At 66.6% G+C, this 12,079-nt stretch carries 12 protein-coding genes; 2 read left to right on the top strand and 10 right to left on the bottom strand.

Annotation, left to right across the window (positions count from 1 at the left end; all coding sequences use genetic code 11):
- Positions 1-946, top strand: a 946-nt coding sequence (locus WC493_RS13410) for an MFS transporter (protein WP_373066032.1), incomplete at its 5' end; no start/stop codon positions are given.
- A gap of 6 nt (positions 947-952) precedes the next feature.
- On the opposite strand, the gene parC is transcribed toward WC493_RS13410, so the two are convergent.
- Together parC and recO are read right to left on the bottom strand one after the other, a co-directional pair.
- Positions 953-3,178, bottom strand: coding sequence for a DNA topoisomerase IV subunit A (gene parC, locus WC493_RS13405; RefSeq protein ID WP_373066031.1), 2,226 nt, complete (start codon positions 3,176-3,178; stop codon positions 953-955).
- A 12-nt stretch (positions 3,179-3,190) separates the two neighbouring features.
- Positions 3,191-3,916: a DNA repair protein RecO gene (recO, locus tag WC493_RS13400; protein ID WP_373066030.1), complete on the bottom strand. Its 726-nt coding sequence runs from the start codon at positions 3,914-3,916 to the stop codon at positions 3,191-3,193.
- A gap of 178 nt (positions 3,917-4,094) precedes the next feature.
- On the opposite strand from recO, the gene coaA reads away from it, so the two are divergent.
- Entirely contained in the window at positions 4,095-5,051 is a 957-nt protein-coding gene (gene coaA / locus WC493_RS13395) for a type I pantothenate kinase (protein ID WP_373066029.1), read from the top strand.
- 2 nt (positions 5,052-5,053) lie between these two features.
- On the opposite strand, the gene WC493_RS13390 is transcribed toward coaA, so the two are convergent.
- The 8 genes from WC493_RS13390 to WC493_RS13355 form a co-directional block, all read right to left on the bottom strand.
- Entirely contained in the window at positions 5,054-5,479 is a 426-nt protein-coding gene (locus WC493_RS13390) for a hypothetical protein (protein ID WP_373066028.1), read from the bottom strand.
- A 93-nt stretch (positions 5,480-5,572) separates the two neighbouring features.
- A complete protein-coding gene (locus WC493_RS13385) occupies positions 5,573-6,397 on the bottom strand; it encodes a metal-dependent hydrolase (protein WP_373066027.1) in 825 nt (274 codons plus the stop codon).
- Positions 6,398-6,464: 67 nt separating this feature from the next.
- Positions 6,465-7,376, bottom strand: coding sequence for a GTPase Era (era, locus tag WC493_RS13380; RefSeq protein WP_373066026.1), 912 nt, complete (start codon positions 7,374-7,376; stop codon positions 6,465-6,467).
- On the bottom strand, positions 7,373-8,044 hold the full coding sequence (gene rnc, locus WC493_RS13375) for a ribonuclease III (protein ID WP_373066025.1): 672 nt from the start codon (positions 8,042-8,044) through the stop codon (positions 7,373-7,375). Before rnc ends, era begins: the two co-directional genes overlap by 4 nt.
- Positions 8,041-8,793, bottom strand: coding sequence for a signal peptidase I (gene lepB / locus WC493_RS13370; RefSeq protein WP_373066034.1), 753 nt, complete (start codon positions 8,791-8,793; stop codon positions 8,041-8,043). Before lepB ends, rnc begins: the two co-directional genes overlap by 4 nt.
- A 129-nt stretch (positions 8,794-8,922) precedes the next feature.
- Entirely contained in the window at positions 8,923-10,791 is a 1,869-nt protein-coding gene (locus WC493_RS13365) for an autotransporter domain-containing protein (protein ID WP_373066024.1), read from the bottom strand.
- 142 nt (positions 10,792-10,933) lie between these two features.
- Entirely contained in the window at positions 10,934-11,338 is a 405-nt protein-coding gene (gene acpS / locus WC493_RS13360) for a holo-ACP synthase (protein WP_373066023.1), read from the bottom strand.
- Entirely contained in the window at positions 11,335-12,075 is a 741-nt protein-coding gene (locus WC493_RS13355) for a pyridoxine 5'-phosphate synthase (protein ID WP_373066022.1), read from the bottom strand. Before WC493_RS13355 ends, acpS begins: the two co-directional genes overlap by 4 nt.
- Positions 12,076-12,079 lie beyond the last annotated feature (4 nt).

The raw sequence follows: 12,079 nt of genomic DNA, 5'->3' as shown, positions 1-12,079 counted from the left end.
CGCCCTCCTGGCCTTCTTCCTGGTCGAGCGGCGGGTGGCCAAGCCGATGTTCGACTTCGGCCTGTTCGGCATCCGGCCCTTCGCCTACGGCAATATCGCCAGCCTGCTCGCCTCGGTCGCACGCGGCGGGTTGCAGTTCATGCTGATCGTCTGGCTCCAGGGCGTCTGGCTGCCGCTGCACGGCTACAGCTTCGAGGAGACGCCGCTGTGGTCGGCGATCTTCATGCTGCCGCTGACCGTCGGCCTGCTGCTGGCGGCGCCGATCTCCGGCTACTGGTCGGACCATGTCGGCGCCCGGCCCTTCGCGGTCGCCGGCCTGGTCATGGGCGCCGCCAGTTTCGCCGCCCTCATGGTTCTGCCGGCCGATTTCTCCTATCTCGGCTTCGCGGCGCTCATCTTCCTGAACGGGCTCGGCTCCGGCCTGTTCCTGGCGCCCAACAGCACGCAGATCATGAATGCGGTGCCGGCGGCCGAACGCGGCCAGGCTTCGGGCATGCGCGCGACCACGATCAACGCGGGCGGCGTACTCTCGATCGGCATCTTCTTCGGCCTGATGCTGGCCGGCCTCGCCGAATCCCTGCCGGGCTCGATGGAAGCCGCCCTGCTCGGCCAGGGCGTGCCCGCCGCCATCGCCCATCAGGTTGCCGCAGCCCCGCCGGTCGCCAGCCTGTTCGCCGCCTTCCTGGGCTACAACCCGATGGGCGAGCTGATCCCGGCCGCCGTGCTCCAGGCCCTGCCGGCCGCCAATGCCGCCGCCATCACCGGCAACCACTTCTTCCCGGAACTGATGGCGGTGCCCTTCATGCACGGCCTCGGCTTCGCCTTCACCTTCTCGGCCGTGCTGAACCTGCTCGCCGCCGCGGCGTCCTGGGCCGGCGGAGCCAAGTTCGTCCACGCCGCCGCCCATCCTGCCGCGCAGGAGCAAGCCGCCCCCGCCGCGGAATGAGGCGGGTTACGAGAAGCGGTTCGCCTTGGGGAAGCCGCGCGGTGCCAGCCGCCCGGCGCCGCCGCGGGCGCCCATCCAGTCGGTCAGGTTGGTCTCGGTCTTGATGCCGGTGCCGTAAGGCCAGGACAGGCCGGTCGCCAGGGTGAAGACGGTGACGTCGGCCAAGCCGCCGTCCTTGTATTTCTGAAGGGTGACGCCGCGGCCGCGGGCCAGTTCCGGCACTTCGGCGAGCGGGAAGACCAGCAGCTTGCGGTTCTCCCCGATCACCGCGACGTGATCGCCCTCGACCCTTTTGCAGATCACCGCCTCGACGCCCGGGCCGGTGGTCATCACCTGCTTGCCGGCGCGGGTCTGCGCGATCACGTCGTCCTCGGCCGCGATGAAACCCTTGCCGTCACCGGCGGCGAGCAGCAGCTTCGAGCCCGGCCTGTGCACGAAGAGGGCGACGATGTCCTGGTCGTTGCCGAGGTCGACCAGCAGGCGCACGGCATCGCCATGACCGCGCCCGCCCGGCAGCTTATCGCAGCCCAGGGTGAAGAAGCGCCCGTTGGTGGCGAAGAGGATCAGCTTGTCCGTCGTCTCCGCCTTGATCATGAAACGCCCGTGGTCGCCTTCCTTGAAGCGAAGCTCGGCGTCACCCTCGACATGGCCCTTGAGGGCGCGGATCCAGCCCTTGGCGGAGCAGACGATGGTGATCGGCTCGCGCTCGATGAAGGCGGTCGAAGGCAGGTCGATCGCCTGGGGCGCTTCGGCGAACTGGCTGCGGCGCTTGCCGAGCGGCGTCTCCGGCCCGAATTCCTTGGCGATCTCGGCGATGCCCTGGGCCACCGCCTTGCGCTGGCGGGCGGGTTCCGCCAGCAGCTTTTCGAGCGCGGTGCGTTCCTTCTCCAGCGCGTCGTATTCCTTCCGGATCTCGAATTCCTCGAGCTTGCGGAGCGAGCGGAGCCGCATGTTGAGGATCGCCTCGGCCTGCACGTCGGTCAGGCCGAAACGGGCCATCAGGGCGGGCTTCGGCTGGTCTTCCTCGCGGATGATGCGGATCACCTCGTCGAGATTGAGATAGGCGATCAGGTAACCGCCCAGGATCTCCAGGCGGTGAACGATCTCGGCCAGGCGGTGGCGGGCGCGGCGCACCACCACTTCGATCCGGTGGTCGACGAAGGCCTGGAGCACTTCCTTCAGGTTCATCACCCGCGGAGTCTGGCCGCGGTCGAGCACATTCATGTTGAGCTGCGCGCGGACTTCGAGATCGGAGAGCTTGAACAGTCCCTCCATCAGCATCTCGGGCTCGACCGTGCGGCTGCGCGGGATCAGGACGACGCGGACCTCGTCGGTCGATTCGTCGCGCACGTCTTCGAGCAGGGGCAGTTTCTTCTGCTCGATCAGCTCGGCGATCTTCTCGATCAGGCGCGACTTCTGGACCTGATAGGGGATCTCGGTCACCACCACGGCGAAAGTGCCGCGGCCGGTATCCTCCTGGTGCCAGCGCGCGCGAATCCTGAAGGACCCGCGCCCGGTGGCATAGGCTTCGCGGATCGATTCCGCCGGCTCGACCAGCAGGCCGCCGGTCGGGAAATCAGGCCCCGGCACCAGGGCGACCAACTCGTCGATCGTCGCCTCGGGCTTGGCAATCAGCAGCGTAATGGCGGCACAGAGCTCGGCCACATTGTGCGGCGGAATGGCAGTCGCCATGCCGACCGCGATGCCCTGGGCGCCGTTCGCCAGCAGGTTCGGGAAGGCGCCGGGCAGCACCACCGGCTCCTGCTCCTCGCCGTCGTAGGTCGGGCGGAAATCGACCGTGTCTTCGTCGATGTCGGCCAGCATCAACTCGGCGACGCGGGTCAGGCGCGCCTCGGTGTAACGCATGGCCGCCGCATTATCGCCGTCGATATTGCCGAAATTGCCCTGGCCGTCGATCAGCGGGAAGCGGACGGCGAAATCCTGCGCCAGCCGCACCAGCGCGTCATAGACCGACTGGTCGCCGTGGGGATGGTATTTACCGATCACGTCGCCGACCACGCGGGCGGATTTCTTGTAGCCGGACTTGGGGTCCAGCTTCAATTGCCGCATGGCATAGAGCAGGCGCCGGTGCACCGGCTTCAGGCCGTCGCGCACATCGGGCAGGGAACGCGCCATGATGGTCGACAGGGCATAGGCGAGGTAACGCTCGCCCAGCGCACTCGCCAGGGGGACGTCGCGAATCTCGCCCGAATCCAGGGTCTGGTCACTCATGGCCGGACCCTATCAGATCGCGCCCCCCCTGCCCAAGAGGGCGAGCAGGCGGCCGCGCGCCGCGGGCAGGGCGCGGCCCTGGGGCGCCAGCACACGCTGTTCCAGGAAATGCCCGGTCAGAGCGAATCCGGCCAGGACGTTGCCCCCCTGCTCCGGCCGGCCGGCCAGGAAGCCGGGCAGGCGCAGCAGCCTGTCGCCATAGGGTGCCGCCGCCGCGGCCGAGACGGCACGTCCGCTGCGCGGCGAGACATGGGTCAGGTCCTCGGTCTCCCCGGTCACGGCGCAGGACGAAAGATCGAGGCCATAGCCGAGCTCGGCCAGGAGTTCGAGCTCGAAGCGGACCATCAGCGCGGGCCAGGGCCCGCCCGCCTCCATCGCATCGAGCAGCACGATCAGGCCGTCGAACAGGCGGGCGTGGGGCTCGCGCTCGGGCAGGCAGAGGTCGAGCAGTGCCGTGAGCGCCGAAAGTCCGGCCAGTGCCGGGGCGGAAGCCAGCATCACTCCGGCCCGCGGGCGCAGGAGCTCCACCGTGAAGGCGCCGAGCTGATCGGCCAGGCGGGCCCGCCACTGGGCTTGAAGCTCGTTGCCTGGCTGCAGGACGGGACCGTGGCGGCGCCCCTGCCCGCCCCGCACCAGGCCCGGATGGCGACCGTGTTCGCGAGCGAAGAGGGAGACCACGGCGTCGCGTTCCCCGAACGGCCGGACGCTCAGGACGACTGCACGGTCAAGCCATTCCATGGTCGGCCATTTCCCGCAGGCTGCTGCGACAATATTGTTTCGACCGGGCTTTTGCCGTCGGGACCACCGTGGTATCACCTTCGGGAAGTCGGGCGGGCCGGCCGAAAAGGCTCAGTTCCGGTCGCATCTGGTGAGGAAGCCCATCTGGCGGAAAGCCGGGGTCCGGCAAGGGTGGTTCATGCCCGATCGTAAGTTGAAGCCCCCGATCGAACAACGGTTCACTCTGTTCGATCGGGAAGCCTGGCGTGCCCATCGGGCGGATACGCCCATGACCCTGTCTCAGGAAGACCTGCTCAAGCTGCGCGGGGCGGACGAGATGATCTCGCTCGAGGAAGTGGCGGACATCTATCTGCCGCTGTCGCGCCTGCTCAACCTCCATGTCGCCAACACGATCGAGCTCTACCGCTCGACCTTCGCCTTTCTGGGCACGGTGCCGGCCAAGGTGCCCTATATCATCGGCCTCGCCGGCTCGGTCTCGGTCGGCAAGAGCACGTCGGCCCGCATCCTGCGTTCGCTCCTGGCGCGCTGGACGAACCATCCGAATGTCGCCCTGATCTCGACCGACGGTTTCCTGCATCCGAACCGCGTGCTCGCCGAACGCGGCATCATGGAACGCAAGGGTTTCCCGGAGAGCTACGACGTCCGCACCCTGCTCACCTTCCTGGCCGACATCAAGGCGGGCAACCCCCGCGTCGCCGCCCCGGTCTACAGCCACATCACCTATGACATCGTGGCGGGCGAACAGCAGATCATCGAACGGCCGGACATCTTGATCGTCGAGGGGCTGAACGTGCTCCAGGTGAACACGGCGCCCGGCCTGGACGACGTCATCTTCGCCTCGGACTTCTTCGATTACTCGATCTATGTCGATGCCGACACCGAGATGATCCGCGACTGGTACGTGGCGCGTTTCCTGAACTTCCGGCAGACCGCCTTCCGCAATCCGGAGAGCTATTTCAGCCGCTACGCCGACCTTTCAGACGAGGAGGCGCGGGCGACGGCACTGTCGATCTGGACCAGGATCAACGAACGGAACCTGATCGAGAACATCCGTCCCGCCCGCTACAGGGCCGACCTGATCCTGCGCAAGGGGCCGAACCACCAGGTCGAATCGGTGGCGCTACGCCGGCTCTGAGGTCAGACCGCGACGCCGTTCAGCATCTGCGCCACCGTGCGCTGCATCCGCACCAGGCGGCGGCGCACGGGCGGACCGTAGAGCGGTGTGCGCGGCTCGATCCCGCAGGTGATCAGCACCCCCTGGGTCGAGGGATCGACATAGAGCGGGTAGTAGCAGCCGAGCGAAATCAGTCCGGGGCCTTCGAGATAGACCACCAGACCGTGGGCCGGGTCGAGCTGATAGAGGCTGAAGCCGCGGGGCGGCTTGCGCAGGATCTCGATCACTTCGGAGACGATCATGCCGGGCACGATCACCTCGCGGTAGCGGGGCCGGCGCGGCACGGTGAGGAAATCCGGCTGCTTCAGGAAGCCATAGACCAGAATCACCACGACTATCCCGAGCGCGGTGTAACCGGCCACCGCCGAAGGGGAAATCACCAGGTCCAAGATAACCGCTGCCCCAGTTAACCAATCGGCACCGGGGCAGCAAAAGGCATCGCCGGGTTCCGGTCAACAGCCCGTTGCCCCGCCTTGGCGTGTTCAGGCCATCTTCAGGCTCTCGCGCCGGGCGTCCAGAAGCTTGCGGTTGTCATGGTCCCAGGGATGGAAACCGGGACGGAAATAGGCGAGCCAGGGCAGCAGCGTGGCCGGGATCACGCCGCCCCGACCCCAGAACAGGCGCAGCAAGGCCGAATAATGGCGGAAACCCGGGCGCCGACCGAGATCGGCGCGCAGGATCGCCAGGATGTGGCGCGCCATGAAGAAGCTGAAGGTCAGGGTGGTGAACACCATGGAGCGCGTGCGCAGGAAGTAGCCGCCGATCCCCGGCGCCACCGCGGCCATGACGTCGAAAGCCACCGCCTTGTGTTCGTTTTCTTCGATAGCGTGCCAGAGCCACAGGCGGGCGATCTCTGGATCCGCAGCTTCCAGCGCTTCGGGATGAGTCAGCAGGTAATCGGCCAGGATCGCGGTGAAATGCTCGAGCGCCGCGGTCGCGGCGAGGCGGCGCTTCGGCCCGAACCAGCGGCGCACGAGATCGAGGCGGAACTTGACCCCCTCCTCCAGCCGGGTCACGACCGCGCCGGTGCGCTTGGCGACGACGTCGTTGTAGCGGTGATGTTCGCGGCTGTGCAGCCCTTCCTGCATGGCGAAATTCTGCACTTCGGCACGCAGCACCGGGTCGGTCAGGTCGGCGGCGTTCTCCTTCACGCTCTCGATGAAGAATTTCTCGCCCTCGGGGAACATGATCGACATGCCGTCGAAAAAGGCGGTGCGCACCGGATCGCCGCCGCACCAGAGGCCGTCGGCCCGACCCTCGACGGCAAAGCGCATGTTGCGTGGGGTGATGGTGGTCAGGCTGGCCATGGCTGCACCGCTTGTCGACAATTTACTGACAACAGTGTCAATAAGGCTGCCTACTGTCAAGCGGACCTCAGTCCTGCCAGTCGAGCCCCATGGCGCGGTAGCGTTCGCGGTCGTCCGCCCAGTTGGCGCGGACTTTGACGAAAAGGAAGAGGTGGACCCGGCGGCCGAACATCTCTTCCATTTCCTCGCGCGCCATGCTGCCGATCAGCTTGGCGGTCTGTCCGCCCTTGCCCAGCACGATGGCCTTCTGGCCGTCGCGCTCGACATAGATCGTCTGCTCGATGCGGACCGAACCATCCTTCTGGTCCTTCCAGAGCTCTGTCTCGACATGGATCGAATAGGGCAGTTCCTGGTGCAGACGGAGGAAGATCTTCTCGCGCGTGATCTCGGCCGCCAGCATCCGTTCCGGCAGGTCGGAGAGCTGGTCTTCCGGGAACAGCCAGGGGCCTTCCGGTATACGCGCCTCGATCGCGGCCATCAGGTCGTCGCAGCCGTCGCCGCGCTCGGCCGAGATCATGAAGGTGGCGTCGAAATCGAGCTTGTCGTTCAGCGTCTTGGCGAGGCCGAGCAGGCTGTCGCGCTTCACGAGGTCGATCTTGTTCAGGGCGAGCAGGCATTTCGGCCCCGCCCCCTTCAAGCCTTCCAGTACGGCCTCGACCGCCTCGTCGATACCCCGTTCGGCATCGACCAGCACGACCACGAGATCGGCATCGGCAGCACCCGCCCAGGCAGCGGCGACCATGGCACGGTCGAGCCGGCGGCGCGGCGAGAAGACGCCGGGCGTGTCGACGAAGACGATCTGGCTCCGGCCCCGCATGGCGATGCCGGTGACCCGGGTCCGCGTCGTCTGCACCTTCTGGGTGACGATCGAGACCTTGGCGCCCACCAGGCGATTGGTCAGGGTCGATTTGCCGGCGTTGGTCGGGCCGACGATGGCGACGAAGCCGGCGCGGGTCGGGGTTTCGGCTGCTTCGGTCATGACGTCGCCACCAGATGGTTCAGCAGGGTTTGGGCGGCCTCCTGTTCGGCCACCCGCTTGGACGGGCCTCGGCCCTCGCCCTTGGCGCCGTCGGGCAGCACGGCCGCGACGACGAAGATGGGGGCATGGTCCGGTCCGGAACGGGTCAGGGTCTCGTAGCGCGGCTGGCCCCGGCCCTTGGCCACGGACCATTCCTGCAAGGCCGTCTTGGCATCCTTGGGCGGGGTCGCCCGGTTCGAGAAATAGTCGGCCCAGAGACGCGATACGACACCCCGGGCAGCGCCCAGGCCGCCGTCCAGATAGACCGCGGCAATCACCGCTTCCATGGCATCGGCCAGGATCGCCGGCTTGGCCCGGCCGCCCTGCTCGTCCTCGCCCTTGGCGAGGCGGAGGTAGCGGCCGAGGTCGATCTCGCCCGCGATTTGGCTCAGAGTCTCACGCCGGACGAGGCCGTTCAGGCGAACCGCCAGCGCGCCCTCCTCCCAGCTCGGATGGGCGGCATAGAGGGTTTCCGCGACCACCATGCCGAGCACGCGGTCGCCCAGGAATTCCAGACGTTCGTTCGACGTCTCGCCACCGAAGCTCTTGTGCGTCAGGGCCCGGAGCAGCAGGGCGCGGTTCTCGAAGCGGTGACCCAGCGCCTCGATCAACGGGTCGAGCGCGGTCACCGGATCACTTGCAGCAGACGGTTGTAGCGGATGGCGCCGAACCAATTCCAGGGCTCCAACAGGCTCGCGCTACCGTCCGACGAGAAGAAGATCAAGTCGGCCCGGCCGACCAGATTTTCCGCCGGCACGAAGCCGACACCGCCGATTTCAGGCGGGTAGCGGCTGTCGATCGAATCGTCACGGTTGTCGCCCATGGCGAAATAATGCCCGGGGGGCACTTCGTAGACGCCGGTATTGTCCGCCTTGCTGCCGTCGATCAGGTTGAAGGTCAGATAGGTGACGCCGTTCGGCAGGGTCTCCCGATACTGCTCGATCCGGCGCACGCCGCCGTTCGGCAGCTGCTCCAGATAGTCGTCGACGCGGACCCGCGGCACCGGCGTGCCGTTGATGCTCAGCACGCCGTCGGTCACCTGGATCTTGTCGCCGGGCAGGCCGACGATACGCTTGATATAGTCCGTGGTCGGCTCGCTCGGTTTGCGGAAGACGACGACGTCGCCGCGCTCCGGATCGCTGCCGAAGATCCGGCCCGAGAACAGGCCGAGCCCGAAGGGCATCGAATAGCGCGAATAGCCGTAGGAGAATTTCGAGACGAACAGATAGTCGCCGACTTCGAGGGTCGGCCGCATCGATCCCGAGGGGATGTTGAACGGCTCGAACAGCACGGTGCGGATCACGATGGCGATCAGAACCGCATAGATGACGGTGAGCACCGTCTCGACAAAGGGCGAGCGCCCTGCCCGCTTGCCCATGTTTTCCCTATATGCTGCCACGAGGCGACTCCAGACCTTTCGTGGCATGAAGCCCAGCCGGCAGCCCGGTGTCAACCGTGACGACCGAAGTGCGCCGGGCTTCCGCCCGGCGCATCGCCATGATCGTCCTCAGAAGAACAGCTTGAAGCCGACGCGACCGTAATAGAGGTCGCCGACGTCATAGCCGAGCCGCGTGTCGAAGTCGCCGAACACCGCATAGTCGGCGCTCTGCAACCGGATGCCGGCGCCGACGGCGAACCAGTTCTCGTCGTTCGTATCCGGGGTCACGATGAACGAGTTGCCGGTCGTGATCTGCGCCACCGAGACAGCATCGGCGCCGTCGAGGAAGTCGTGCTCCCAGGCCCCCCGAAGAGTGACGCGCAGGTCTTCGGTCGCCGACACCGCGGTTTCCAGGGCGAACTGCGCGCCGAGCGAGGAAACCAGGGAGTCGTAGGACTGGTCACCGATCGACGCCGCGAAGGGACCGCCGCTCTCCTGATAGGACTTCAGGCTGACCGACGCATAGCGCAGGGAGGCGACCGGACCGATGGTCATGCCCTTGGCCAGCTCGAAATCATAGGCGCCGCTGATTTCGGCGCCCCAGGAGAAACCGGTGGTGTTACCGGTCAGCGTATTGCCACCGGCCTCGCGCGTGGTGTCCTGGTTCAGATAGCCGGCCTGAACCACCGCATCGAGGTAGTATTGCGCGGTGGCATAGGCGGCCGCGAGATAGAGATTGTAGGCGCTCGTATCCTGGCTGTCCGTGTCGTTGTCCAGCGAATTGGTCACGGTCGCGATGGTGGCGCCAGCGCCCAGGAAAACATTCGGGGCCAGGGCGTAATCGCCGCCAAGGCTGACCGAGCGACCTTCGATATCCGAGCCCATGGCGGTGGCGGTCGAATCGATCGTCCCCCAGTCCAGGCCGAAGGCGCCGTAGAAGCTGAACTTGCCGTCGGGCGAGACATATTCGCCGGTCGCACCGGAAGCGGCACCGGGCCGGCCGTCACCGGTCAGTGCGTAGACGCCGCCCAGGCTGGCCTGACGTCGGGCATAGGGATTGCGGTCGGAGAGCGCCAGGTGGCCCGGATAGCTCGCCACCAGCGTCGAATATTGTGCCGAGCCGAAGAAATTCTTCAGAACGACGGCGGTGCGCGCCTGGAACGAGCCGGGATTGTTCACCACGACCAGGGTCAGACAGTCGACCAGGGCATTGGCGAAGGCGTTCACCGTCGCCGGGTCGTTGGTCCGGAACTGGCTGATCGAGCCGACGCAGCCGCCCACGGTCTGGTTGGCGAGGTCGACATAATCGGCAACCGTGGTGCCATAGCCACCGTCGATGGGCGCGACGCCGGACGCCAGCTGGACGATCCGGTAACCGGTCGGCGACGTCGTGTCGGCGACATAGATCCGGTTGTTCTGCAGGTCGACCACCAGTGGCTCGCCGCCGCCGGCAGTCACAGCGTCCGCGCTGCTGTTGATGTCGAGGATGCCGTTCAGGCCGGTGTTGGTGGTGACCAGCTCGCCCAGGATCGAGTTGAAGGTCAGGCCGCCTGCGGTGATGTCATCGCGGTCTTCGTCCGTGATCAGCAGGAACTGGCCGAGATCGGAGCGGATCGCCAAGTTCTGCAGGGCGAAATCGATGCCGGCATAGCCGTCCTCGGTGCCGCCAGACGTGGTCAGCGTGGTCGAGGCAGCAGCGATGTCGGCAGCGGTACCGAAGCCCGCGACCAGGCGCGGCACTTCCGCGTAGTCGCCGAACCCGACCAGTGCAAAGCGGTTATCGGTGAAGCCCGAGGCCGAGAAGGCCGTCTGCAGGTCGTTCACCAGGGTCGGGATGAAATCCTGTTCGCCCGACATCGAACCCGATTCGTCGACCACGAAGACGAAGTCGACGCCGGCTGCCAGTGCCGGAGCCGAGGTCATGCAGACGCTCGACAATCCCGCAACGGACGCGAGCAGGCCGGCGCGGAAAAATCCGCGCCCAAGAGAAATATCCATGATTGCCCCCTGGCAATTGCATACACATGCGACTGATCCCCACCAGCCGTAGTGCACAATGGACTCTGGCATTCACCGCGTGCAACCCGCATCAGCGTCGCACAAAAGCCAAATAAATTTCTAAGTTGTATTTTCGCAACAATCAGATACGCAGACGAGCGGAAATGATCACCACCGCGCTGGCAATCGGGGGCTCGTCGGTGATGGTCAGATCGATCACCGCTTCCATGCCCGCCGGGGTGATCGCCAGCAGGCGTTCGAGCGCGCCGCCGGTGAGCCGCAGCGTTGGCTTGCCGCCCGGCAGGTTCACGACGCCGAGATCGCGCCAGAAGACACCACGCGAGAAGCCGGTGCCGAGCGCCTTGGCACAGGCTTCCTTGGCGGCGAAGCGCTTGGCATAGGTCTCGACCCGGGTCATCTGGCGCCGTTCCGCCTTGGCCCGCTCCACTTCGGTGAAGACCCGCTCGATGAAGCGGTCGCCGAAGCGGCCGAGCGAGCGCTCGATCCGGCGAATGTCGATCAGGTCGGAACCGAGGCCGAGGATCATGCGGCGAGGCCCGCCCGCGCCTCGTCCATCAGGGCCCGCATGTGGCGGATCGAAGCCTCCAGGCCGACGAAGATCGCCTCGCCGACCAGGAAATGACCGATGTTCAGCTCGACCACAGTGGGGATGGCGGCGACCGGCTGCACCGTGTCGAAGGTGAGGCCGTGGCCGGCGTGGCATTCGAGACCCAGGCGTTCGGCAGTTGCGGCAGCGCGCTGGATACGGCCGAGTTCGGCCGCCCTGGCTTCGCCCTCCGCCTCGCAATAGGCGCCGGTGTGCAGTTCGACGACATCGGCGCCGAGCGCCTTGGCGACCGCGAGCTGCACCTCGTCCGGATCGACGAAGAGCGAGACGCGGATGCCGCCCTGGCGGAGCCTGGCGATGAAGGGCGCCAGCGTGCGGTGGCCGACCGCGACGTCGAGCCCTCCTTCCGTGGTCTTCTCCTCGCGCTTTTCGGGCACCAGGCAGCAGGCGTGCGGTCGGTGCGCGAGGGCGATCTCCAGCATCTCCGGCGTCGCCGCCATTTCGAGATTGAGCGGCAGGTCGATCTCCCGGGCGAGGCGCGAGATGTCCTGGTCCGCAATATGGCGGCGGTCTTCGCGGAGATGTGCGGTGATACCGTCGGCGCCGGCGGCGGCGGCGAGCTTGGCCGCCCGCACCGGATCGGGATGACGGCCGCCACGCGCGTTCCGGATGGTCGCGACATGGTCGATGTTCACGCCAAGACGCAGCTTCGCCATCGAA

The sequence above is a fragment of the Zavarzinia sp. genome, assembly GCF_041650655.1.
Classification (GTDB): domain Bacteria; phylum Pseudomonadota; class Alphaproteobacteria; order Zavarziniales; family Zavarziniaceae; genus Zavarzinia.
This window is presented reverse-complemented; position numbering and strand designations above follow the sequence as displayed.

Coding starts and splice junctions, on each gene's coding strand:
- recO (WP_373066030.1), bottom strand. CDS start 3,916: ATGGAATGGCTTGACCGTGCAGTCGTCCTGAGCGTCCGGCCGTTCGGG.
- coaA (WP_373066029.1), top strand. CDS start 4,095: ATGCCCGATCGTAAGTTGAAGCCCCCGATCGAACAACGGTTCACTCTG.
- WC493_RS13355 (WP_373066022.1), bottom strand. CDS start 12,075: ATGGCGAAGCTGCGTCTTGGCGTGAACATCGACCATGTCGCGACCATC.
- lepB (WP_373066034.1), bottom strand. CDS start 8,793: ATGGGCAAGCGGGCAGGGCGCTCGCCCTTTGTCGAGACGGTGCTCACC.
- acpS (WP_373066023.1), bottom strand. CDS start 11,338: ATGATCCTCGGCCTCGGTTCCGACCTGATCGACATTCGCCGGATCGAG.
- WC493_RS13365 (WP_373066024.1), bottom strand. CDS start 10,791: ATGGATATTTCTCTTGGGCGCGGATTTTTCCGCGCCGGCCTGCTCGCG.
- era (WP_373066026.1), bottom strand. CDS start 7,376: ATGACCGAAGCAGCCGAAACCCCGACCCGCGCCGGCTTCGTCGCCATC.
- WC493_RS13385 (WP_373066027.1), bottom strand. CDS start 6,397: ATGGCCAGCCTGACCACCATCACCCCACGCAACATGCGCTTTGCCGTC.
- parC (WP_373066031.1), bottom strand. CDS start 3,178: ATGAGTGACCAGACCCTGGATTCGGGCGAGATTCGCGACGTCCCCCTG.